At 69.5% G+C, this 22,132-nt stretch carries 23 protein-coding genes and 1 tRNA gene; 11 read left to right on the top strand and 13 right to left on the bottom strand.

What is annotated here, in order from left to right; translation table 11 throughout:
• Positions 1 to 127: 127 nt before the first annotated feature.
• Positions 128 to 2,005 carry a biotin carboxylase N-terminal domain-containing protein gene (locus Z052_RS03215; RefSeq protein WP_094579669.1) on the bottom strand — a complete coding sequence of 626 codons (1,878 nt, stop codon included), beginning with the start codon at positions 2,003 to 2,005 and terminating at the stop codon, positions 128 to 130.
• 86 nt (positions 2,006 to 2,091) lie between these two features.
• Here Z052_RS03215 and Z052_RS03210 point away from each other — a divergent pair, with 86 nt between their 5' ends.
• The gene (locus Z052_RS03210) at positions 2,092 to 2,304 is read left to right on the top strand and encodes a hypothetical protein (RefSeq protein ID WP_086215253.1); all 213 of its coding nucleotides are present in this window, start codon (positions 2,092 to 2,094) and stop codon (positions 2,302 to 2,304) included.
• 271 nt (positions 2,305 to 2,575) lie between these two features.
• On the opposite strand, the gene Z052_RS03205 is transcribed toward Z052_RS03210, so the two are convergent.
• Both Z052_RS03205 and Z052_RS03200 read right to left on the bottom strand, forming a co-directional pair.
• On the bottom strand, positions 2,576 to 2,914 hold the full coding sequence (locus tag Z052_RS03205) for a hypothetical protein (RefSeq protein ID WP_086215252.1): 339 nt from the start codon (positions 2,912 to 2,914) through the stop codon (positions 2,576 to 2,578).
• On the bottom strand, positions 2,914 to 4,458 hold the full coding sequence (locus Z052_RS03200; RefSeq protein WP_089308441.1) for an acyl-CoA carboxylase subunit beta: 1,545 nt from the start codon (positions 4,456 to 4,458) through the stop codon (positions 2,914 to 2,916). The genes Z052_RS03205 and Z052_RS03200 overlap by 1 nt, the downstream gene beginning before the upstream one ends.
• 283 nt (positions 4,459 to 4,741) lie before the next feature.
• Here Z052_RS03200 and Z052_RS03195 point away from each other — a divergent pair, with 283 nt between their 5' ends.
• The 5 genes from Z052_RS03195 (at position 4,742) to Z052_RS03175 (ending at position 7,374) form a co-directional block, all read left to right on the top strand.
• A complete protein-coding gene (locus Z052_RS03195; RefSeq protein ID WP_049932691.1) occupies positions 4,742 to 5,380 on the top strand; it encodes a 50S ribosomal protein L1 in 639 nt (212 codons plus the stop codon).
• Positions 5,377 to 6,423 (top strand): 50S ribosomal protein L10, encoded by a 1,047-nt coding sequence (locus Z052_RS03190; protein WP_099288811.1) that lies wholly within the window; start codon positions 5,377 to 5,379, stop codon positions 6,421 to 6,423. Before Z052_RS03195 ends, Z052_RS03190 begins: the two co-directional genes overlap by 4 nt.
• A gap of 16 nt (positions 6,424 to 6,439) precedes the next feature.
• The gene (gene rpl12p, locus Z052_RS03185) at positions 6,440 to 6,784 is read left to right on the top strand and encodes a 50S ribosomal protein P1 (protein ID WP_049932695.1); all 345 of its coding nucleotides are present in this window, start codon (positions 6,440 to 6,442) and stop codon (positions 6,782 to 6,784) included.
• Positions 6,785 to 6,908: 124 nt separating this feature from the next.
• On the top strand, positions 6,909 to 7,100 hold the full coding sequence (locus Z052_RS03180) for a hypothetical protein (protein WP_049932696.1): 192 nt from the start codon (positions 6,909 to 6,911) through the stop codon (positions 7,098 to 7,100).
• Between the two features lie 58 nt (positions 7,101 to 7,158).
• Entirely contained in the window at positions 7,159 to 7,374 is a 216-nt protein-coding gene (locus tag Z052_RS03175; protein ID WP_049932697.1) for a hypothetical protein, read from the top strand.
• A 46-nt stretch (positions 7,375 to 7,420) separates the two neighbouring features.
• Here Z052_RS03175 and Z052_RS03170 read toward each other — a convergent pair whose 3' ends face one another.
• The 5 genes from Z052_RS03170 to Z052_RS03150 all read right to left on the bottom strand — a co-directional run bounded on the left by Z052_RS03170 (position 7,421) and on the right by Z052_RS03150 (position 11,945).
• Positions 7,421 to 8,596 carry a DNA primase gene (locus Z052_RS03170; protein ID WP_094579668.1) on the bottom strand — a complete coding sequence of 392 codons (1,176 nt, stop codon included), beginning with the start codon at positions 8,594 to 8,596 and terminating at the stop codon, positions 7,421 to 7,423.
• A gap of 103 nt (positions 8,597 to 8,699) precedes the next feature.
• On the bottom strand, positions 8,700 to 9,368 hold the full coding sequence (locus Z052_RS03165) for an HVO_2922 family protein (RefSeq protein WP_089308443.1): 669 nt from the start codon (positions 9,366 to 9,368) through the stop codon (positions 8,700 to 8,702).
• 148 nt (positions 9,369 to 9,516) lie between these two features.
• On the bottom strand, positions 9,517 to 10,158 hold the full coding sequence (locus Z052_RS03160) for a protein sorting system archaetidylserine decarboxylase (RefSeq protein ID WP_049932700.1): 642 nt from the start codon (positions 10,156 to 10,158) through the stop codon (positions 9,517 to 9,519).
• Positions 10,155 to 11,204 (bottom strand): AAA family ATPase, encoded by a 1,050-nt coding sequence (locus Z052_RS03155; RefSeq protein WP_049932701.1) that lies wholly within the window; start codon positions 11,202 to 11,204, stop codon positions 10,155 to 10,157. The genes Z052_RS03160 and Z052_RS03155 overlap by 4 nt, the downstream gene beginning before the upstream one ends.
• An 84-nt stretch (positions 11,205 to 11,288) precedes the next feature.
• Positions 11,289 to 11,945: a DUF4013 domain-containing protein gene (locus Z052_RS03150; RefSeq protein WP_049932702.1), complete on the bottom strand. Its 657-nt coding sequence runs from the start codon at positions 11,943 to 11,945 to the stop codon at positions 11,289 to 11,291.
• 147 nt (positions 11,946 to 12,092) lie between these two features.
• Between Z052_RS03150 and Z052_RS03145 the strand changes: the two genes are divergently transcribed.
• The 4 genes from Z052_RS03145 to Z052_RS03130 all read left to right on the top strand — a co-directional run bounded on the left by Z052_RS03145 (position 12,093) and on the right by Z052_RS03130 (position 16,644).
• The gene (locus Z052_RS03145) at positions 12,093 to 13,442 is read left to right on the top strand and encodes an ABC transporter substrate-binding protein (RefSeq protein ID WP_089308444.1); all 1,350 of its coding nucleotides are present in this window, start codon (positions 12,093 to 12,095) and stop codon (positions 13,440 to 13,442) included.
• Between the two features lie 53 nt (positions 13,443 to 13,495).
• Complete coding sequence (locus tag Z052_RS03140) at positions 13,496 to 14,482, top strand: carbohydrate ABC transporter permease (protein WP_049932706.1); 987 nt, start codon at positions 13,496 to 13,498, stop codon at positions 14,480 to 14,482.
• Positions 14,479 to 15,423: a carbohydrate ABC transporter permease gene (locus Z052_RS03135; protein WP_086215243.1), complete on the top strand. Its 945-nt coding sequence runs from the start codon at positions 14,479 to 14,481 to the stop codon at positions 15,421 to 15,423. Before Z052_RS03140 ends, Z052_RS03135 begins: the two co-directional genes overlap by 4 nt.
• A gap of 102 nt (positions 15,424 to 15,525) precedes the next feature.
• Complete coding sequence (locus tag Z052_RS03130; RefSeq protein ID WP_094579667.1) at positions 15,526 to 16,644, top strand: ABC transporter ATP-binding protein; 1,119 nt, start codon at positions 15,526 to 15,528, stop codon at positions 16,642 to 16,644.
• Positions 16,645 to 16,679: 35 nt separating this feature from the next.
• Here Z052_RS03130 and Z052_RS03125 read toward each other — a convergent pair whose 3' ends face one another.
• Together Z052_RS03125 and Z052_RS03120 are read right to left on the bottom strand one after the other, a co-directional pair.
• Entirely contained in the window at positions 16,680 to 17,093 is a 414-nt protein-coding gene (locus Z052_RS03125) for an SHOCT domain-containing protein (protein ID WP_089308446.1), read from the bottom strand.
• Positions 17,094 to 17,159: 66 nt separating this feature from the next.
• Positions 17,160 to 17,639, bottom strand: coding sequence for a DUF192 domain-containing protein (locus Z052_RS03120; protein ID WP_094579666.1), 480 nt, complete (start codon positions 17,637 to 17,639; stop codon positions 17,160 to 17,162).
• 61 nt (positions 17,640 to 17,700) lie between these two features.
• Here Z052_RS03120 and Z052_RS03115 point away from each other — a divergent pair.
• Positions 17,701 to 17,774 (top strand) — tRNA-Val (locus tag Z052_RS03115).
• Between the two features lie 244 nt (positions 17,775 to 18,018).
• Here the strand turns inward: Z052_RS03115 and Z052_RS03110 are convergent.
• From Z052_RS03110 to ligA, 3 genes are all read right to left on the bottom strand, one after another.
• Positions 18,019 to 18,834 (bottom strand): ABC transporter permease subunit, encoded by an 816-nt coding sequence (locus Z052_RS03110; RefSeq protein ID WP_086215239.1) that lies wholly within the window; start codon positions 18,832 to 18,834, stop codon positions 18,019 to 18,021.
• Positions 18,831 to 19,838 (bottom strand): ABC transporter ATP-binding protein, encoded by a 1,008-nt coding sequence (locus Z052_RS03105; RefSeq protein ID WP_086215238.1) that lies wholly within the window; start codon positions 19,836 to 19,838, stop codon positions 18,831 to 18,833. The genes Z052_RS03110 and Z052_RS03105 overlap by 4 nt, the downstream gene beginning before the upstream one ends.
• An 81-nt stretch (positions 19,839 to 19,919) precedes the next feature.
• Positions 19,920 to 22,085: an NAD-dependent DNA ligase LigA gene (ligA, locus tag Z052_RS03100; RefSeq protein WP_094520345.1), complete on the bottom strand. Its 2,166-nt coding sequence runs from the start codon at positions 22,083 to 22,085 to the stop codon at positions 19,920 to 19,922.
• Between the last annotated feature and the right edge of the window lie 47 nt (positions 22,086 to 22,132).

Below are 22,132 nucleotides of genomic sequence, written 5' to 3'. Positions count from 1 at the left end.
TCGGCGACGCGGTCGTATCAATCATTCCCGCCGATTATTTCCAGTGATAGAGCCACCGAGAGTGCCGTGAGAGACGGGTTCGTCACCGAGGAAACGCGCGAAGCGACTCGCGGGGACGGGAGTCCGACTACTCCAACACGATCAGCACGTCGCCCATGTCGACGCTGTCGCCCTCCGCGACGTGGACCCCCGCGACGGTGCCGCCGCGCTCGGCGACCACGTCGTTCTCCATCTTCATCGCCTCGAGGACGCAGACCACGTCGCCGGCGGCGACCTCGTCGCCCTCCGCGACGTCGACCGAGAGGATCGTTCCCTGCATCTCCGCGTCGATCGCCTCGCCGCCCTCCGCGACGTCGACGTCGCCCTCGTCGCCGCCGTCGTCGGATTTCGCTTGCGGCGGGCGTTGCTGGCCGCTCCCACCGCTCCCGCCGCCCTCCGGGACCGGGATCGCGGGCGCGCCGCGCTCCTCTAACTCGACGTCGAAGCGCTTGCCGTTCACCTCGACGGTGAACTCGCGTTCGGTCACCTCCTCGTCGTCGTCCGCGGCGCCGACCGTCTCGGAGCCCCAGCGCTCCTGCGCCTCGGCGACGAGTTCCCGGTCGAGCTCCTCGTCGAGGTACTTCGTCGTGTGCGTCCCGTCGACGAAGCGCTCGTCGTCGAGCATGAGCCGGTGGAACGGGACGATGGTGACGACGCCGTCGATGTCGTACTCCGCGAGCGCGCGCTTCGAGCGGGCGAGACAGGTCTCGCGGTCGCCGGCCCGTACGATCAGCTTCGCGATCATCGAGTCGTAGTCCGTGACGAGCTCGTCGCCCTGCCGGAGCGCGTCGTCGACGCGGACGCCGATCCCGCCCGGCGGGTCGTACGTGTCCAGCGACCCCTCGTTGGCGGGCTGGAAGTCGTCCGCGGCGTTCTCGGCGTTGATCCGGAACTCGATCGCGTGGCCCTCCAGCTCGACGTCGTCCTGCGAGACGGAGAGCCCCTCGCCGCTGGCGACCCGGAGCTGCTCTTTGACGATGTCGATCCCGGTCAGCTCCTCGGTGACGGTGTGTTCGACCTGAATCCGAGTGTTGACCTCGAGGAAGTAGAATGGGGTGTCGGGCCCGAGCGGCTCCGACGGGTCGCGGTCGGGGTCCTCCTCGACGAGGAACTCGACGGTGCCGGCGTTGGTGTAGTCGGCGGCGGCGACGCCCCGGCGGGCGGCCTCGCCGATCTTCTCGCGTAGTTCGTCGGAGAGCGCGGGGGAGGGCCCCTCCTCGATCACCTTCTGGTGGCGACGCTGGAGCGAGCAGTCGCGCTCGCCGAGGTGGACCACGTCGGACGTGTCGGCGGGGCCCTCGCCGTTGTCGCCCTCGTCGGCGACGATCTGGACCTCGACGTGGCGGGGGGTCTGGAGGTAGCGTTCGAGGTACACCGAGTCGTTCGAGAAGTACGCCTCGCCCTCGCGTTTGGCGGATTCGAGCGCCTCCTCGGCCTCGTCGGCGCTCTCGACGACCTTCATCCCGCGGCCGCCGCCGCCGCCCTCCGCTTTGATCGCGACGGGGTAGCCGTACTCGTCGCCGAACGCCGTGACGGCCTCCACGTCGGTGACTGGCTCCGTCGTCCCGGGGACGATCGGCACGTCCGCGTCGTCCATCACGCGGCGCGCGTGCGTCTTCTCGCCGAGCCGCTCCATCGCGTCGCTCGCGGGACCGATCCACGTGATCCCGTCGGCGGCCTCGACGCGGGCGGCGAACTCGGCGTTCTCAGCGAGGAAGCCGTATCCGGGGTGGATCGCGTCGGCGCTGGCGGACCGCGCCGCGTCGACGACCGCCTCGCCGTCGAGGTACGAGTCGGCCGCGCGGGCGGGCCCGACGTTGTACGCCTCGTCCGCGTACCGGACGTGGCCGCCGTGCTTGTCGGCGTCGCTGTAGACGGCGACGGTGTCGACGCCGAGCTCTTCACAGGCGCGCATCACGCGGACCGCGATCTCGCCGCGGTTCGCCACGAGAACCTTATCGAACATTCCTGTCGGTTCTTCCACGAACTGCTACCAAACTCTGTCGGTCCGTGCCGAGGCGGTTAAGGGGGCGGCGGGCGCCACGGTGAGGTATGCTTGACGCCGGGAACCCATACATGCTGCCGTCGGTCCTCGTCGGCGCCGCCGTCTACCTCGGACTCACGGTAGCGACCGACGCGTCGCTGTTGGTCCGAGTCGGCGCGCTCCTCGCCTTCGTGGTCGTCGTTCCGATGGTCCTCAACCGGCTGTTCGGAGACCGGGGTGGGGCGCCGACCTCCGGCGGCGACGAGCTCGGAGAGGAGTGACCGACCGCGAGAGAGACTACCACAGGTATATATGTCAGTGGACCGATCTACGAACGCGCCCTGAGTCAGGGCCGGGTCGACGGCGCGACGGGTCGACGGCGCGCCGTCGGGGGAATGTACGCGGCCGGACGCCACCGCGTCCGGCGACGCTATTCGACGTGTCGAGTGTCCGACCAGCGACGGCGCGAGCGACCGTCTGAACTCGACCGTCACAGAGCGAAGGGAAGTGGGTCTGGCGAGAAGTCGGGATCGGTCGCCTCCGCCGAGAGGATCAGAACCGGTCGCTCCGACCGGCCGCGGTCCACGGGTCGGTCGGCGCGTCGACGGGGACGCGCACCCGGCGGCGGTGGAGCCGGTCGATCCGGGCGGCGAAGCCCCAGCGGTCCTCGTCGCGGTCGTCGTCCGCGTCGCTCGCGGCGGCCGCCGCGGCGAGTTCGCCGTCCCGGAGGTGCGCGGCGACCGCGGCGGCGATCGCGGCCGCCTCGTCGTCGCGAGCGTCGTCGGGGATCGAGAGGCCGGCGAGCGCGGGCGCCGGATCTGTCGTCGGAGCCTCGTCGGTCGCACCCTCGCCCGCCGACCCCTCGCGGCCCGGTTCGTGGTCGGTCGCCATCAGATCGGGATGTTGCCGTGCTTCTTTGCGGGCTGGTCCGAGCGCTTCCCCTTCAGCATCTTCAGGTCCTCAATCAGGCGGGCGCGCGTCTCGGTCGGTTCGATCACGTCGTCGACGAAGCCGCGGTCGGCGGCGGTGTAGGGGTTCGCGAACTCCTCGCGGTACTCGTCGATGAGCTCCTGTCTGCGCGCGTCGGGGTCGTCGGCCTCGGCCAGCTCCTCGCGGTAGAGGACGTTGACCGCGCCCTTCGGCCCCATCACCGCGATCTCGGCGGTGGGCCACGCGTAGTTGACGTCGCCGCCGATGTGCTTCGACGACATCACGCAGTAGGCCCCGCCGTACGCCTTCCGGGTGATGACGGTGAGCAGCGGGACGGTCGCCTCGGAGAAGGCGTACAGCAGCTTCGCGCCGTGGCGGATGATCCCGTTGTGTTCCTGATCCGTGCCGGGCATGAACCCGGGCACGTCCTCGAAGGTGACGATGGGGATATTGAACGCGTCGCAGAAGCGGACGAACCGCGCGCCCTTCTGGCTCGACTCGATGTCGAGGGTGCCGGCGTTCACGCGGGGGTTGTTCGCGACGACGCCGACGGAGTGACCGTCGAGCCGGGCGAAGCCGACGACGACGTTCTTCGCGAAGTTCTCGTGGACCTCGAAGAAGGAGCCCTCGTCGGTGACGCTCTCGATCACGTCTTTCATGTCGTACGGCTTCCGGGGGGCGTCGGGGACGATCTCGGCGAGCGCGTCGTCCGCGCGCTCCGGGTCGTCCCACGGCTCGACGCGCGGCGGGTCCTCCACGTTGTTCGCCGGGAGGTACGACAGCAGCCGCGCGATGTTGTCCAGCGCCTCCTCTTCGCTCTCCTCGGCGAAGTGCGCCACGCCGGATGTCGACGAGTGGGTCACTGCGCCGCCCAGCTCCTCGAAGCTCACCTCCTCGCCGGTGACCGTCTCGATGACGTCCGGCCCGGTGATGAACATGTGCGACGTGTCTTTCACCATGAAGGTGAAGTCTGTGATCGCCGGAGAGTACACCGCACCGCCGGCGCACGGCCCCATGATCGCCGAGATCTGAGGGATCACGCCCGAGGCCTCCGTGTTGCGCCGGAAGATCTCGGCGAAGCCGCCGAGCGAGGCGACCCCCTCCTGAATGCGGGCGCCCGCGGAGTCGTTGAGGCCGACGACCGGCGCGCCCACGTCCATCGCCTTGTCCATCACCTTACACACCTTCTCGGCGAACACCTCGCCGAGGGACCCGCCGAAGACGGTGAAGTCGTGCGCGAAGACGAACGTCTTCCGGCCGTTCACCTCGCCGTAGCCGGTCACCACGCCGTCGCCCGGGATCTGCTTCTCCTCCATCCCGAAGGTGTGGTTGCGGTGGGTGCGGAACCGGTCGAACTCGTGGAACGTGCCGTCATCGAGGAAGTAGTCGATCCGCTCGCGAGCGGTCATCTTCCCCTTGTCGTGTTGCGACTGGATCCGGTCTTCGCCGCCGCCCTTGGCCGCCCGCTCGCGGCGCTTCCGGAGGTCGTCGATGCGGTCGTCCATCGTCACGGCGGACCACCCTGCGTCATTACTTCATGGGTCGAAGAGCGCCGTCAAAAGGGTTCCCCTATCCGACGTTTTGGCGTTCGACGCCCGTCGAATCCGAGTCCTGCGGCCCGGCGAAGCGGGCGCGACCGCGTGACCGCCAGCGAGCGGCCCTGCCTCCGGTTCACACGGCGACCGGCGGTTCGACGCTTTTAAACCTCCGATGAACCACTCTCCGATGAGACAGGCTTCGCCTGTTTCACTGACCCGTAGGAGCGACCTGCGTACTACGGAGGTGAAAATGGCAGACACAATACAAGAGGCCGTAACCCTCGCACTCGACGATGCGCCCGAGCGGAACTTCCGCGAGACCGTGGACATCGCGATCAACCTGCGAGACCTCGACCTCAACGATCCGTCGAACCGTATCGACGAGTCCGTCGTGCTGCCGGCTGGAACGGGGCAGGAGACACAGATCGTCGTCTTCGCGGAGGGCGAAACCGCCGTCCGCGCAGAGGAGGTCGCTGACGAAGTGCTGGACAGCGACGACCTCGAAGACTTAGGAGACGACGACGACCGCGCAAAGGACCTCGCCGGCGAGACCGACTTCTTCGTCGCGGAGGCCAACCTGATGCAGGACATCGGTCGGTACCTCGGTACCGTCCTCGGTCCGCGCGGGAAGATGCCTACCCCACTGCAGCCGGACGACGACGTCGTCGACACAGTCAACCGGATGAAGAACACGGTACAGCTCCGGTCGCGCGACCGGCGCACGTTCCACACCCGCGTGGGCGCCGAAGACATGGGCGCCGACGCGATCTCGGACAACATCGACGTCATCATCCGGCGACTCGAAGCAGACCTCGAGAAGGGCCCGCTCAACATCGACGGGATCTACGTGAAGACCACGATGGGTCCCGCGAAGGAGGTGCCCGTATGAGCTCGGTCCGCAAGACCGAGACGATCCCCGAGTGGAAACGGGAGGAAGTCGACGAGCTCGTCGAGTTCATCGACTCCTACCAGTCCGTCGGGATCGTCGGCGTGGCCGGCATCCCGAGCCGGCAGCTCCAGGCCATGCGCCGGGAGCTCCACGGCTCGGCCGCCGTCCGCATGAGCCGCAACACGCTCACGACCCGAGCGCTCGAGGAGGTCGGCGACAGCGTCGAGGCGCTGACGGAGTACGTCAGCGGCCAGGTGGCGCTCATCGGCACCAACGACAACCCGTTCGGCCTCTTCAAGCAGCTCGAAGCCTCGAAGACCCCCGCCCCGATCAACGCGGGCGAGGTGGCCCCCAACGACATCGTGATCCCCGAGGGCGACACCGGCGTCGACCCGGGACCGTTCGTCGGCGAGCTCCAGACGGTCGGCGCGTCCGCCCGCATCATGGACGGCTCGATCAAGGTGACCGAGGACTCGACCGTGCTGGAGGAGGGCGAGGTCGTCGACGACGACCTCGCGAACGTCCTCGTCGAGCTCGGCATCGAGCCCAAGGAGGTCGGTCTCGACCTGCGCGCCGTCTACTCCGAGGGCGTCCTGTTCGAGCCAGAAGAACTCGAACTCGACGTCGACGAGTACGAGGCGGACATCCGGTCCGCCGCGGCCGCCGCGCGAAACCTCTCGGTCAACGCCGCATACCCGACGGCCGCCACCGCCGGCACCCTTCTCGCGAAGGCGTCCGGCGAGGCGAAGTCCGTCGGGCTGTTCGCGGAGATCGAGAGCCCGGACGTCGTGCCCGACCTGATCGGGAAGGCCGACGCCCAGCTGCGCGCGCTTGCGGCGCAGATCGACGACGCCGAGGCGCTCCCCGAGGAGCTCCAGGGCGTCGAGGCCGCGCCGGCGGCGGAGCCGGCGACGGACGACGCCGACGACGAGGAGGAACAGGCGGACGACAACACGGAAGACGCCGAGGAGGCCGACGCCGACGACGCCGACGAGGACGACGGCGACGACGGCGGCGACGGTCTCGGCGCGATGTTCGGATAACACGAGGTACACACCAATGGAATACGTTTACGCTGCGCTCATCCTGAACGAGACTGGCGAAGAGATCAACGAAGACAACGTCACCGGCGTGCTGGAAGCCGCCGGCGTCGACGTCGAGGAGTCCCGCGTCAAGGCGCTCGTCGCCGCGCTGGAGGACGTCGACATCGAGGAGGCCATCGAGACGGCCGCCGCGGCCCCGGCCGCCGGCGCGTCCGCCGGTGGCGCCGCCGACGCCGACGCCGCCGACGAGGCGGATGACGACGAGGAGGAAGAGGCCGACGAGGCCGAGGAGGCCGACGAGGCCGACGACGACGAAGAGGACGGCGACGGCGGCGAGGGCCTCGGCGAGCTCTTCGGCTAACGCCGGAGCCCACCGACCCCCGACCGCATCGACCGACGCTCGAACGCGATTTTTCCGACCGCCGATATCCGGAGTGATAACGCCGGCCGCGATTTTATGTACGGATCCCGGGTACCGAGAGGCGATGAAGATCGTCGACGGCGACAAGGCGGAGTGCGACCGGTGCGAGTCGGTGTTCCCGCTCGAAGACGTCTCTCTGTTGGAGAAGGACACGAACCGCGACTACGAGCGGGTGCTGTGCGCCGACTGCCTGGAGGTCGTCGGTGTGCCGCGGGGGTACAGCCTGCGGCGGGACATCACCCATCTCGCGCGGTGAGTCGCTAGGCGGGACGCCCATCGAAGTCCTTTTTTAGTGGCGACGGGAAGCCGCAGCCATGGAAATCGACGCGGAACTCCGTCGGCAGATCACCGTCTCGCTGGCGGCGGCCGCGGTGTTCACCGTCGGGTTAGTCGGGATCGGGGTCACCTTCGGCGGGTCGACGGTCCTCCCCGAGGCAGGGGCGATCGCGCTCATCGGGCTGCTGGCCGGATTCGTCCTGCTGATGGCCGGCATCGGGACGTACCTGATGCGCGCGAAAGACGAGCCGTAGCCGGTCCGACCTCGCCGACTCTTTCTCCGCGTCCGGGGCGTCGCGTTCACGCCCCGGTCGTCTCGTCCGGTCGTCGCTCGGCCCGCCAGTCCGTCACCTCGTCGGCGGCCGCCACGCGTTTCTCGTAGTACGAGAGCGGGCCGATCGCGACCTGCATGTGGTCGTCCTCGTTGTGGCAGATCCCGTAGTTCGCGAGCGTCTCGCAGGTCGGCGGAGGGTACTGGGTGCCCCGGTCGTCGGTCAGGAACTTGGTCTGGTAGCGGATCCCCTCGGCGTCGAGGCTCGTGTCGGCACAGAAGGCGACGACCTCGTCGGGCGTCATCCCGATGCCGACGAGGAACGCCATCAGCGCGAACGACTCGGCCGACGAGAGCTTAGTGTCGTCCGCGGCCTTCTCGATCAGGTTGGTCATACACGGCGGGAACAGTTCGCGGTCGACGACATCCGGCGGTTCGGCGTACGTCCGCTCGGAGAGCAGGCCCCGGAGGTCGGCCACACGGGACTCCAGCGCCTCGGCGAGCGATTCCCCGAGGTCCTCGAACGGAAGTCCCTCGGCGACGCGCTCCTCGACGGCGGCCTCCAGCGCCGCCAGTAGCTCGTCGCGCGTGACGCGCACCGCGCCGTCGGCGAGCGCGCGGTTGACGAGCCGCCACGAGTCCCCCCACTCGGGCGAGGTGAGCCGGAGGTAGGATCCGACGTCGATCCGGTAGTGGTCGGGGTCGCGGCCCGCGGCCTTCCCGGTCGGTCCCCCGGCCGCGCCGCCCCTCGAACCGCCGCTGACGCCGGCGGGGGCGCTACGGCCGGGGCGCACCGCGTCCGCGAGGTCGAACTCGGCGAGCAGGTCGTCGAGCGCAACCGTCGCGGTCGACACCGACCGCAACTCGTCGTCGGTCTCGAGGTCGCGACGAACCCGGTCCATAGCAGTCGCCGCCTCAGCGGCAGCGTACTTCTCGATGGCGGGGTCGGAGTCGAGCAGCGACACGAGGATCCGGGCGATGGGGTACGAGAGGAGTTCGGCCTGTACGTCGTACGCCGACTCGCCGGGGAACGCGCCGCTCTCCGAGGCGACCGTTCCTTCGAGGAGCGCGCGCTCGACGCGCTCGCGGGCGCGCTCGACGGCCGGGGCGTCGGCCGCGACGAGGTCGGGCAGCGACACCCCGGCGGACGCGACCGCCTCGCGGGCGCTCGCGAAGAACGGGTACTTGGCGTCGAGCGCGTCCATGTCGGCCCGAGGTAGTGAGGGCCGGCGAATAAGCGGTGCGGTCCGCGGTCGGTCGAGCGGGATCGGACCGGGCGGGTCGAAGCCCCAGACGGGGCGGGCGGTGCTACTCCTCGGATCCCTCGGCGTCTCCGGGCTCCTCGACGGCCGCGCCCGGCGCGTTCGACTTGACGCTGCGCAGCCCCTGTTTCGCCTTCTGTTTGGAGGCGTACCCCTGTCCCCCGTCGGCGATGACATTGCCGTTGCCGTGCCGGAGCCGCCAGCGGTACTTGTCCGCCTTGTCGCGGAACAGCTCGAAGACGGCGTCGCTGCCCCCCTCGTCTGGCGCCTCCTCGTCGCGCGAGACGTCGACGACGTGCGCACCCGGGGCGTTCCGCTGGACGCTCTCGATCCCCGAGCGGGCGTCGCGCTTGTCGGCGTACCCCTCGCCGCCGTCGGCGATGATGTTCCCGTTGTCGTGTCGGAGCCGCCAGCGGTACTGGTCGGCGCTGTCGGCGTACAGCTCGAACGTGGCCTTGCTCGCGGCCGCGTCGGAGTCGACCGCGGCCTCCTCATCGGGCCACTCCATCTCGACCTCGAGGTGGACCGTCTCGTCGTCGCGTTCGAGTTCGACCTCGACGTCGCCGGTGGCGGCCGCGTCGACGGTCACCGTGCCGGCCTCGTCGACCGGCACCGGCTCGCCGCGTCCCAGCGCCCGAGCGATCCGGCGGAGGTACGTGGCCAGCCCCTGTCGGGTCCGCGACCGCTTCGACTCGTGGATGGTATCATCTGGCATACGCGATAACGGTCACTGCCGCGAAACAAAAGCGTATGCCCGAACTCGGATGTCGGTCGTGCGGTCCGAGGCGACGCCCGATTCGACGCCGTGCGCAACAGCGCCGCGCGAGAGGTCCGGAACCGTTCGACCGCGTCGCGCGAGGGATCTAAGGATCGTCCGGCCGCTCCGCGATGATCGTCTCGCCCGCGCGCACGCCGTCGCCCTCCCTGACGAGGAGGTCGTCGCGCGTCACGTCCGCGGGCAACACGACGTCCGCGCGCGAGCCGAACGAAACGTGTCCGACGCGGTCGCCGCGCTCGACCCGGTCGCCCGCCTCGACCGAGGGGTGGATCCGGCGGGCGAACCAGCCGGCGATGACGAGCAGTTCGTAGTCGCCGAAGTCGATCGCGACCTGCTCATTGCGGTCCGACTCCTTGTCGAACGCGGGGCGGTTCGCGCCGGGGCGGTGGCGGACCTCCGTTACCTCGCCCGCGATCGGCGCGCGGTTGACGTGGACGTCGGTGACGTTCATGAACACGCCGACGCGGAGCCGCGAACCCTCCTCGCGCACGACGGAGACCGTGCCGTCGGCGGGGGAGACGACCGCTTCCTCCGGGTCGGGCGGATCGCGTTCCGGGTCGCGGTGGAACCAGAGGATCCCGACCGCGAGCGCGACGAGCGCGACGCCGACCGGCGAGAGGACAGGCAGCGCGACGGCGCCCGCGAGCGCCGGGACGAGCGCCAAGTCCCACGCGGCGTCGACCACCGGGAACGGGAGGAGCCGCGAGAGCGGCGGCGCGCGGCTCACGGGGGCACCTCCGCGTCCCGCAGTTCGGGCGAGAGCTCGGTCCGCCCCGCGGCCCACGCCGCGAGCAGGTGGACGAGGTGCGTCGTGTCGTCGAGCCCGTCTGTCATGTCGAGGTCGACCTCGCCGGCGAGCGCGTGGAGCCGCGCGAGGTCGTCGCCGCCGAACTCGGAACCGGCGCGGGCGACACGGAGCGTCTCGCGGAGCAGCTCCTGCCCGCTGTACCCCTCGTCGAGGAGGTCGTCGAGCGTCGAGCGCGCGCCCTTCAGGTCGCCGTCGCGGGCGGCGGCGAGCGCCTCGCGGAGCGCGTCGTCGTCGCCGACCTCGCCGAGCGTCTCGTAGGCGGTCGACATGGTGAGCTCGTCGCCCTCCACGGCGGTCGCCTGCGCCGAGAGGATCGCCTCTCGGAGGTCGCCGCCGGCCGCGCTGGCGACGAACTCCAGCCCGTCACCGTCGTAGTCGACGCCCTCGCAGTCGCAGATCGTCTCGAGGACGTCGATCGTCTCGTCGGTCGTCGGGGAGCGCACGCGGACCGGGAAGCAGCGCGACCGGATCGGGGCGATAAGCTTCGAGGGCTGGCGGGTCGCGATCACGAACTGCGTGGTCCGATGGTGCTTCTCCATCACGCGGCGCAGCGCCTGCTGGAAGTCCTCGCGGATCGCCTCCGCGTTGTCCAACAGGACCGTCTTGTACTCGCCGGACATCGGCGCGTACGACGCGGACTCCTTCAGCACGCGGTTTATCATGTCGCGTTTCGCCATGCTGCTCCGCCCCGCGAGGAAACCCTCGAACCGCGGGTCGGTGCGGATCTCTTTTTTCGTCCGGCCGAAGAAGTCGGCGACGTTGATCTCGATCAGGTCGGCGTCCGGGTCGGCGTGCGACGCGTCGGCGAGCGCGCGCGCGGCCGCCGTCTTCCCGACCCCCGGCGGCCCCTGAACGACGAGGTTCATCGGCTCGTCGACGGCCCGGCGCAGGCGGTCGCGGGCCTCGTTTTGCCGGATCTCGTCGAGATCTGGCGCGTGCGTGTCTATCCACAGCGGTCCCTGCATTACCGTCACCTCCGGGCCGCCCGGTCAAGAATCGGTCGGTCGCGGCGCCCCCAGCGGCGTGCGTTCGGCGGCCGACAGCGCGGCCTACCGTCGCCTCGCGCGCTCGACGGCGCGACCCAGGAGGTACGCGGCCACGAGGAGGCCGTACGCGAGGACGAGGGTCCCGGCGAGGGGGCCGAGACGCGACAGGGTGAACAGCGCGCCGCCGACTCCAACGGTGACCACGAGCGCGGTGAAGCCGAGCGTCCAGCCGAAGAAATACGCCGCGTGTCCGGCGACCGGGCGGACGGCGTCCGGGGAGAACGCTCCGCGGAGCGACCCCTCGCGCCCGTACACGGTCAACGCGATCGGCGCGAGATACGTGCCGAGGATGCCGAGGAAGAGGACGGCCGTCGAGCCGGCGAGGATCCGACCGACAGGCGCGTTCGCGCCGGGTTCCAGCGAGACGACCCCGTAGAGCGTCACGAGGAGGGCAGCGAGCGGAACGCCGAGGTACGCCAAACAGACGACCGCTCCCCCGATCGACCGACGAACGAGCGTCCGCGGCTCGGAGAGGAACGGCGGGATCGACTCGCCGCGCTCGCTGGCGGCCAACACGCGGACGAGGTAGCCGACGACCGGCACCGCCGGGAGCACGGGGACGACGACCGACAGCGCGAACAGCAGCCAGACAGCAAGCAGCGGTCGCTCGGCGGCGTCGCCGGCGATCGGGTACGTGACGGCGGCGATCGAGGGGCGCATGAGTACGCTCATCGCCCGAACCGTGGTATGCCCGTCGGTCCCGGGTCGCTCGGGACTGAAACCGTCCGTAAAGAAATCCGTCAAAAATAGTTCTAAAAAAATGAGTAAGTATATATGCCAAAGATCCATTGTACATAGTGAAGTACCATGACAAATCAAGACAAGCGGTTGTCGCGGCGACACTTCGTCGGAGCGACGGGGGCAGCGACGCTCGCAGGCCTCGCTGGCTGTTCCGGCGGCAACGGCGGCGACGGTAGCGACGGCGGCGACGGTAGCGACGGCGGCGACGGTAGCGACGGCGGCGACGGTAGCGACGGCGGCAGCGATAACACGCTCGAAGTGCTCCACGCGTGGACCGGCGGCGACGGCGCCCGCGCGGCCGAAGCACTCGTCGCGGCCTTCGAGGAGGAGTATCCGGACGTCGACCACGAGTTCAACCCGATCGGCGGCGGCGGGAATCAGAACCTCGACGCGGTCGTCGCGAACCGGCTCCAGAACGGCGACCCGCCGAGTTCCTTCGCCAACTGGCCCGGCCCGAACCTCCAGCGGTACGAGGGCGTGCTGGGCGAGGTCGGCGGCGTCTGGGAGTCCGAAGGCTTCGAGGACGTGATGGTCGACGAGGCGGTCGACCTCCACCAGTACAACGGCGCGTACCGGGCCGTTCCGCTCGGTTCGCACCGGCTGAACTGCCTGTTCTACAACACGTCGGTCGTCGAGGAAGCGGGCGTCGACCCCGACTCGCTGACGAGCGTCTCGGCGCTGATCGACGCGCTGGAGACGGTCCAGAGCGAGACTGACGCGATTCCGATGACCCACGGCGCGAGCGGCACCTGGACCACGACCCAGCTGTTCGCCTCGACGATGCTCGGACAGGAGGGGTACGACGCGTACATGAGCTTCCTTGACGGGAGCCCGGACGAGGCCGCTGTCCGCGCGACCTTCGAGTCGCTCGCGGAGATCCTCGGGAACTACATCAACGAGGACGCCTCCTCGATCGGGCTCACCGAGTCCAACCAGAACATCATCGAGGGGAACGCGGCGTTCATCCACCAGGGGAACTGGGCGGCCGGCGCCTACCGGAACGCCGAGGACTTCAATTACGACGAGGACTGGGGCTTCAAGACGTACCCCGGCTCGGAGGGCATGTACATGCTCCACTTCGACTCGTTCCTCTACCCCTCGGACAACCCGAGTCCGGAGGCCACGGAGCAGTTCATGGCCTTCGCCGGCAGCGAGGCGGCACAGGTCGCGTTCAACCAGTATAAGGGCTCGATCCCCACGCGCACCGACGTGGACATGAGCCAGTTCGGCCCGTACCTCCAGGAGACGCAGGAGGACTTCGCCAGCGCGGACCAGCGACCGCCGAACCTCCAGCACGGTCTCGGCGTCCCCTCGGAGACCATGACGTCGCTGAACGACGTGATCTCCAGCGAATTCTCCGGACCGTACGACGTCGACGCCGCCACGCAAGGATTCGTCGACGCGGTCTCTAACTGACTCCGGTCCACGATGCGACCGGATTTCGGCGGTTTCGGCGCACGAAGAACAATATGACACGAAATACTGACACCGGCGACGACAGTGGCGACGCGGTCACGGACGGCGGCGTCGCCGAGGACGGGCAGCGCTCCGGGTTCAGTCCGGTCGCCGCGCTGAACGAGCGCTTCGGCAGCGACTTCGTGGAGTCGTCGCAGTTCTGGCTCCCGCCGTTCCTGTTGGTGGGACTGTTCGTCTACGGAGCGATCATCTGGAACCTCCTGATATCGCTGACGGACTTCACCGGATTCGGGACCCCGGACTACAGCGACCTCGACCTCCAGATGTACAGCCGCGCGTTGGCGGACAGCGGGTTCGTCGACGCCGCGATCAACACCTTCATCCTGCTCGTCGGGTTCACCCTCGTGACGCTTGCGCTCGGGCTCGGGTTGGCGATCCTCATCGACCGGAACATCCGGTTCGAGAACACCTTCCGGACGATCTACCTGCTGCCGATGAGCCTCTCGTTCGTCGTCACCGCCCAGTTCTGGGCGTGGATGTTCAACTTCAACAACGGGGTGATCAACATCGTGATCACGTCGCTCGGACTCGGCCGAGTCGACTGGATCGGGAACCCGGACATCGTCCTCTGGGCAGTCATGTTCGCGCTGATGTGGCAGTTCGCTGGGTACGCGATGGTCGTGTTCCTCGCGGGCCTGCGGGCGATTCCGAACGAACACTACGAGGCGGCGAAGGTCGACGGGGCCTCCACGGTCAGGATGTACTGGCGCGTGATCATCCCCCAGCTGAAGGGGTCGACGATCAGCGCCTCGGTCGTCCTGATGGTGTTCGCGCTGAAGGCGTTCGACTTCCTCTACTCGCTCGTCGGCGGGTACCGACCACCGAACGGGGCCGACATCCTCGCGACAAAGATGGTTCGCGAGGCGTACGCGAACCTGAACTGGGCGTACGCGTCCGCGGTCGCCATCACCCTGTTCGTGATGACGCTCGGCATCGTCGGTCCGTACCTCTACTACCAGTACAACCGAGGGAACCTATGAGCAACGACGCACGAACCGACGGTGGTACGGTAACGGAAGCGGACCCCGGAGCGTCCGCTGGACTACTCTCGGGCCTCGACGCGTACCGGGTCCTCCTGTACCTCGGGCTGCTCGGGATGTTGAGCTTCTTCCTGATCCCGATCGAGTCGGGGCTCGTCACCTCGTTCAAGACGGCCAGCGGCGTGAGCGGGTCCCTTCCCTTCGCGCCGCCCACGGGCGGTACGTTCACTTTCGAGAAGTGGCGGGCGGCGTTCGACGCGCTCGGCCGGGGACTCATCAACAGCGCGCTGTACGCGATCCCGGCGACCGTCATCTCGGCACTCCTCGGGAGTTTCACCGCCTACGGGCTCACCCAGTCGAATTGGAAGCAGAAGTACAAGGCGCCGGTCCTCGCGCTGCTGGTCGCCGGGGTATTCATTCCCTATCAGGCCGTTCTCGTGCCGCTCTCGCAGTTCTGGTCGATGATCCCGCTCCAGGAGTGGTTAGGGTTCCTGTGGGCGCTCGGGATCAACAACGACTACGCCAGCGTCATCGAACTGATCATCACGCACGTGGCGTACGGCCTGCCGATCTGTACTGTTCTGTTCAGGTCGTACTACAAGAACATGAGCGACGAGATGATCGAGGCGGCGCGGCTGGACGGCGCGTCGATTCGCCGGATCTACCGCCGCATCGTGCTCCCGCTCTCGGGACCGATGTTCGCGGTGGTCCTGATCTATCAGTTCACACAGATCTGGAACGACCTCCTGTTCACCCTCGTGTTGGTCCAAACGGAGTCCAGCGCGGCCGCGCCGATCGTGTTGATCCTCGCGGGACTGGGAACGTCGCTCGAAGGCCAAGACTTCGCGCTCCGCATGGCGGGCGCGTTCATCGCCGCCCTCCCGACGCTCGCGGTGTACATCGCGTTCGGCGAGGAGTTCGCCGAGGGGGTGGCGACGTGACCGCCATCGCTCGCCAGCAGCAATCTATGACTCGACAGCACTCACGCAGCCGACCGGAGGAATCGCTCTCAAACCGCCGCGCCGACTCGCGGGGGCGATAGGATGGGAACGCTCGAACTCGACGGCGTGACGAAGGTGTTCCCCGACGGCGACGGCGAGATTGTCGCCGTCGACGACGTCGACATCGAGATGCGCGACGGCGAGTTCCTCGTCGTCGTCGGTCCCTCGGGCTGTGGCAAGTCGACGACGCTCCGGATGGTCGCTGGCCTTGAAACGATCTCCAGCGGGGAGATCCGCCTCGCGGGCCAGCGGGTCAACGACGTGAAACCGCAGCACCGGGACATCGCGATGGTGTTCCAGTCGTACGCCCTGTACCCCCACATGACCGTGGAGGAGAACATGGCGTTCGGGTTAGAGGAGTCGACGGATCTCTCCGACGGGGAGATCGAGACGCGCGTCGCCGACGCCGCGGAGACGATGGGCATCGCCGAGCTGCTGGACCGGAAGCCAGCCGACCTCTCCGGCGGCCAGCGGCAGCGGGTGGCGCTCGGGCGGGCGATCGTCCGCGACCCGGAGGTGTTTCTCATGGACGAGCCGCTCAGCAACCTCGACGCCAAGCTCCGGTCGGAGATGCGGACGGAGCTTCAGCGCCTCCAAGACGAGCTCGACGTGACGACGATGTACGTCACGCACGACCAGACCGAGGCGATGACGATGGGCGACCGGATCGCGATCCTCAACGCCGGCGAGCTCCAGCAGGTCGCGACGCCGCTGGAGTGTTACCACGAGCCGGCGAACCGGTTCGTCGCCGGGTTCATCGGCGACCCGTCGATGAACTTCTTCCCCGTCGAGCGGGACGGCGAGACCCTCGTCGGCGACATGTTCGACTACCCGCTCTCGGGGTCGACGCTCGACGACGTGGGCGACGTGACCGACCTCACCCTCGGGGTCCGTCCGGAGGACATCTCGCTGGCCGGCGACTCGGCCGGCGACCACACCTTCTCGACGGTCGTCGAGGTCGTCGAGCCGATGGGCGACGAGAACACCGTGTACCTCCGGTTCGCGGACGCCCCGGAGGGCGAGACGTTCATCGCCACCGTCGGCGGCCTCCAGCAGGTCTCGGCCGGCGACAAGATCACCGTCGAGATCCCCGAAGAGACGATCCACCTCTTCGACGGGACCTCCGGCGAAGCGGTCCACAACCGCGAGATCGACGAGTAACGCGCCGGAATCGCTTTCGGGGGGTGGCCTCGTTTTCACTCCCGCAGCCGCTCTACCTCGCGCCGGACGCCCTCGCGGACCCTGTTCGCGACGTCCTCGCCGGGGGCGTCGACCGTCTCGGCGTCCTCGGTTTCGAGGAGGCGGTCCAGCTTGCGTTCGAACTCGCGTTCGTCGATGTCGCCGTTCGCGTAGCGCTCGCGGAGGGCGTCGAGCGCGGGGTCGCCGGTCGCGTGCGCGTCCTCGTCGGAGCCGTCGTCCGGGACCGGCTTCACCAGCGTGTGGAGGATCGGGAGCGCGATGAAGAGGCCGAAGAACCACACGAGCGGGAGCCACCACCAGACGCCGGTGAGGAGGGGCGCGGCGACGCCGGCGCCGACAACGCAGAGCGCGAACATCCGCCGCCAGCGGTGGCGGAGGTTCCACGCGATCCGGGCGGGGAGTCCGGTCATGGTCGTGGCGACGCCGGCGAGGCTGAAAGCGGTTTCGTCGCCGGGCGCGACCGCGGCGCCGCGGCGTCACTCGCGGTCGCTCACCAGTCGGTCGCCGGGGTCGACGCCGTGGCGCTCGCTCCACCCGCGGGGGACTTCGAGGACGTACTTCCCGGTGCCCTCGTAGCGCGTGAGCGAGCCTGACTCCGGCGCGGCCTCGTGGATCGTCGTGACGGTCCCGTCGGTATCGACGAAGACGATATCGATTGGGAACGCCATGTCGCGCATCACGTAGGCGCGCTCGGCGGCGTCGCCGTGAACGAACAGCATCCCCTCGCCCGCGTCGAGGTCGTCGGTCGCGGAGAGTCCGACGTACTGCTTCAGGAAGCCGTCGGCGACGCGGGCCTCGACCGTCGCGAGCGACTCCCCGGTGTCGCCGTCGACGGCCTCGACCGTGGTCGTGTCGTAGCCGGTGATCAGGAACGCGGGATTGGTCGCGGCGACGGCGGCGACGGCGAGGAGGACGAGCGCGAGCGCGGCCGCGACCCCGGCGAGACGGCGGTTCACGGTCGATCGTCGCGCCGGAGAAAGAAACCGTTTTCCGCTCCCGGTGGGTTCAGACGGGTGAGGGCTCGTGGTCTAGCTGGTTATGACGCGGCCTTTACAAGGCTGAGATCGGCGGTTCGAACCCGCCCGAGCCCATTTCTGGGACGAACGAAGTGAGTCACAGGAATGTCTGCGAGGGCTGTCGAACCCTATCGGTCGCGCGCAGCGAGCGGAGCGAGCGAGCACGTCCGATTTCGGTTCGAACCCGCCCGAGCCCACTGTCGCTGTCGCGAACACACCGTGAGCGACAGCGACGTGCGTGTCTGAGGGCGCGGTTCGAATCCCCCCGATCCAACTTCCTGCGGCGAGCGACTCCGCGAGCCGCAGGCGCGGCTCCCGCTTACAGGTCGTCGGTGTCGAACTTCAGCAGGCCGGCGAGCGGCGGCGCGAGTGTCCAGAAGACTAACATCGCGGCCGCGGAGAGCTGCTGGTTCGCCGTCTCGCCGCTGAACAGCTGTTCGCCGAGGAACGCGTTCGACAGCGCCTCCACCGCGGTCGTGGGGTTCGAGACGCGGAGGAACACCCGGAGCTGCGTCGCCGACACCGGGAGCGCGTCGACGAGGGGGCCGGCCGCCCCGACGAGCCGCCCGGTGACTGCGCCCCAGAGCAGGACGAAGAGGACGTAGATCGCGACGCCGCCGATGAGCGCCCGGCGCTGGGTCGACGACGCGGCGGAGAAGCCCACCGCGATCGAGACGAACACGACGCCGAGCGCGGCCGCGAACACCGTGTACCCGAGGAACGCGCCGCCGTTGAACACGACGGGCGCGGCGATCAACACGAGCGCGGGGAGCAGGAAGCCGGCGAACACCGCGAGCGCGAGCGCCGCGCCGCGGCCGACGACCTTGCCGAAGACCACGTCCGCCCGCGAGTGCGGCAGCGACAGGAGCAGTTTCAGCGAACCGGACTCGCGCTCGCCGCTCACCGCGTTGTAGCCGACGACGACGCCGACGAGCGGGACGAGCGTCGTGACGAGGAACGGACCAATGAAGACGCTCAACAGCACCTCCGTGGCGAACTGCTCGCTCTCGGCTGTGGGGCGCACGGCGAACGCGAACGCCGCGACGAGCAGCGAGAACAGCACCACCAAAGCGATCATGCCCCGTGACCGGACCGTCTCTTGGAAGTCCTTCCGGGCGATGGCGATGAGGCTCATCGGTCCACCTCCTCGGGCGCCGAATCGTCGTCCGTCGCGTCGTCGGTCGGTTCGCCCTCGGTCGGCGCGGAGGGGGCGGCGCCGGCGTCGCGCGTCGCCGCGTCACCCTCCGTGTATGCGAGGAAGAGGTCCTCTAGCGACGCCTCGCGGGTGTGGAAGTCGGCGACCGCGACGCCGGCGTCCTCCAAGGCGGCGATGACCTCGGTCTTCGTGTCGCTGTCGCAGTTCACCACCAGTTCGTCGCCGTCGCGGGTGACGCCCGAGACGCCGTCGAGCGCGCGGACCGCCGCCACCGCCTCGTCGTCGGCGCCGGCGGCCGCCACGTCAAGCGTCTCCTCACCGCCGACGGCCTCGCGGAGCCCCTCGACGGAGTCTTCGGCCACCAGTTCGCCGTCGCGGAGGATGCCCACGCGGTCGCAGACGGCGTCGACCTGTTCGAGGATGTGCGAGGAGAAGAAGACGGTCGCACCGCGCTCGGCCTCCGCGCGGACGATCTCGCGCATCTCCTTCGCGCCGGCCGGGTCGAGGCCGGAGGAGGGCTCGTCGAGGACCAGCAGGTCGGGGTCGTCGACGAGCGCCATCGCGAGGGCGAGCCGCTGGCGCATCCCCTTCGAGTACTCCCCGGCGGCCCGGTCGGCGGCGTCGGCGAGCCCGACGCGCGCCAACAGCGCGTCTGGGTCGTCCGCGGCCTCTTTCGACTCCACGGCGAACTCGACGTGTTTCCGCCCGGAGAGGCGGTCGTACACAGAGAATCCGTCGGGGAGCACGCCGGTCCGACGCCGGACATCGACCCCGTCGGTCGCCACGTCGGCACCGAGGACGCGGACCGTCCCCGCCGTCGGGCGGACGAGGTCCAAGAGCATGTCGATCGTCGTCGACTTGCCCGCGCCGTTCGGACCGAGGAACCCGTACACCTCGCCGTCTTCGACGGTGAGATCGAGGTCGCGGACGGCCGTGACGTCGCCGAACTCCTTGGTCACGCCCCGCAGTTCAATCGCGGTCATATCATTCGGTTCCGTCGTAAGTTGATAAATGGTTGCGGGTCGCCGCGGAGCGCGGCCGACGGTGCCCCCGTTCCCGTCGCCTCAGTCGTCGGTCGGCGGCCAGTCGACGCCGCGGTCCGCGAGCAGGTCGCCGAACCCGTCCTCGTCGACGACCGGCACGTCCTCGGCGGCCGCGTCGTCGCGCTTCGACCGGCCCGGGTTCTCGCCGGCGACGAGGTAATCCGTGTTCCCGGAGACGCTCGACGTCGCCGACGCGCCGTGCGCCTCGACGTGCGCCTGGGCCTCGCTCCGCGGGACGGAGAGCGACCCGGTGAACACGAAGGTGAGGCCGTCGAGCGCGTCGGCCGGACCGTCGCCCGCGTCGCTCTCGAACGGCTCGGGGTCGACGCCGCGCTCGCGGAGCCCCGCGATCGCGGCGCGGTTCTCCTCGCGGTCGAAGAACGAGCGGATCGACCCGGCCACTTCGGGGCCGACGTCGTCGACCTTGCGGAGGGCCGCCTCGTCGGCGTCGAGGAGGGCGTCGAGCGTCCCGAAGTGCGCGGCGAGCGCCCGCGCCGTCGTCGCGCCGACGTCCGGGATCCCGAGTCCGGCGAGGAAGTCGTCGAGCGGCGGGTCGCGGGTGGCGTCGAGCTCGGCGATCAGGTTCTCGGCGCTCGTCTCGCCCCACCCTTCCAGTGCGGCGAGATCGGCGGCGGTCAGGTCGTACAGGTCCGGCAGCGACTCGACGAGGCCGGCCTCGCGGAGCTGTTCGACGCGCTCCGGGCCGAGCCCCTCCACGTCGAGCGCGTCGCGGCGCGCCCAGTGTTCGACCGCCCGCTCCAGCTGCGCGGGGCAGCCGAGCCCGCCGGTACAGAACGCGAGCGGGCCGTCGCGCCCGACCGCGGCGCCGCAGACGGGGCAGTTCTCGGGGAACTGGTAGGTCCCCTCCGACCGCTTCTCGACGACCTCCGGGACGTAGGGGATCACGTCGCCCGCGCGGTAGATCCGGACCCGGTCGCCGACGTTCACGCCGAGCGCCTCGATCTCCGCGGGGTTGTGGAGCGTCGCGCGCGAGACGGTGACCCCGCCGACCGCGACGGGGTCGAGCTCGGCGACGGGCGTGAGCCGTCCGGTGCGGCCCACCTGGACCGTGACGCCCTCGACCGTTGTCGTCGCGGTCCGCGGCGGGAACTTGTGCGCGAACGCCCACCGCGGCGCGCGCGACGTGCTCCCGAGCGCCTCGCGGTGCGCTTGCGCGTCGACCTTGATCACGACGCCGTCGACCGCGTAGTTCAGCTCGTCGCGGGCGGCGAGGATCTCGTCGCGGTAGTCGATCGCGGCCTCGACATCGTCGACGACTTTCACGCGGTCGTTCCGCCGGAGGCCGAGCGACGCGAACGCGTCGAGCGCGTCGCGGTGGCGCGCGGGGCGCCCGGGGCCGTCGTCGCCCGCCTCCCACGCCAGCACGTCGAAGAAGAAGACGTCGAGGGGGCGCTCGGCGACGACCGCGGGGTCGAGTTGGCGGAGCGTCCCGGCCGCTGCGTTCCGAGGGTTCGCGAAGGGCTCCTCGCCCCGCTCCATGAGCGCCTCGTTGTACGCCTCGAATGCGTCGCGGGGCATGTACACCTCCCCGCGGACCGCGAGGCGCTCGGGGTGGTCGTCGCCCCGGAGCCGCGCGGGGACCGATCCGATCGTCCGGACCTGCTCGGTCACGTCGTCGCCCTCGCGCCCGTCACCGCGCGTTGCCGCGCGGACGTACGCGCCGCCTTCGTACAGCACCTCGACGGAGAGCCCGTCGAACTTCGGCTCGCAGACGTACGCGAGGTCGCCGGGGTCGAACCCGGGGAGGTCGCCAGCGTCGGCCGCGTCCGCCAACCCCTCGCGGACGCGCTCGTCGAACTCGCGGACGGCGTCGGCGTCGGTGTCGTTGTCGATCGAGCGCATCGGCGCGACGTGCTCGACGCTCTCCAGCTCGTCGAGCGGTTCGCCGCCGACTCGGCGCGTCGGCGAGTCCTCGGTCGGGAGGTCGAACGCCGCTTCGAGGTCCGCCAGTCGGGCGAACAGCCGGTCGTACTCCTCGTCGGTGACGAGGGGGGCGGCCTCGACGTAGTACCGGTGGTCGTGTTCGCGGACGGCCGCCCGGAGCAGGGCGGCCTGTTCGGCGGCCTCGTCCTCGGAGAGGTCGGCGGCCGGGTCGAAGTCGGTCGGCGGGTCTTCGACGTAAGGGTTCTCGTCCGGGTCCGCGTGCCGGGTCGACGAGGTCGTCATCGGTCGATCGTCGGGGCGCGACCCGGTAAAAAGGCCGGTTCGCGAGC

Origin of the sequence: Halorubrum sp. C191, from assembly GCF_002727095.1 — an archaeon.
GTDB classification, from domain to species: Archaea; Halobacteriota; Halobacteria; order Halobacteriales; family Haloferacaceae; genus Halorubrum; species Halorubrum ezzemoulense.
Note: the sequence above shows the minus strand (reverse complement) of the source record. Positions and strands in the feature narration are given on the sequence as shown.